We start from the raw sequence: 553 nt of genomic DNA on the forward strand, positions 1-553 counted from the left end.
GTTCGCGCGATAGAAGCGGCGGTTGGCGATTGAGCAGCATGGAATCGCCGAATTCATGCGCGCGGTATCGATACGCGATGAAGGCTGCGGAGGCCTTGGCGAGCAGAGCATCGTCGGCAAAGGCGCGCAGGAGCTCGAAATGGCTTTCGCCTGGCTGGTGGACGCCCGTGAGAATCGCATCGACCACGCGAAGCCGCGTGCCCCGCGCGATGCGCCCTGTCGCAATGCCATTTCCGGCACGCACATTGCCGCCGGGATTGGCGGCTGCCTCAAGTGCGCGCACTACGCTCGTGCCGATCGCAATGATGCGGCTGCCGCGCAGCTTCGCCCGCGCGACCTGCGCCGCGGTGCGCCCAGGGATGCGGTATGGCTCGTCGAAGGGAAGGCGCGAGTCGAGCGCGGGATCGCCGGTAGAAGAGACGCCCGCAGCATGCGTGAGTGTTGCAAAGCCAACGTCGTGCCGACGCCAGGCTTGGAGCGTGCGCCAGTCGAGCGCGAAGCCTGCCGACGGCGCCTCGAACGCGACCGGCCCGGCGGCAATCTTCGTCCAAAC

Annotated in this window: 1 protein-coding gene; it reads right to left on the reverse strand. The window is 67.3% G+C overall.

The window, feature by feature from the left end; genetic code table 11:
- On the reverse strand, nucleotides 1–553 hold a 553-nt coding region (locus tag NKI25_RS36390; RefSeq protein WP_353001008.1), incomplete at both ends, for an S-adenosylmethionine:tRNA ribosyltransferase-isomerase.

Source organism: Mesorhizobium sp. M0808 (assembly GCF_040320025.1).
Classification (GTDB): domain Bacteria; phylum Pseudomonadota; class Alphaproteobacteria; order Rhizobiales; family Rhizobiaceae; genus Mesorhizobium.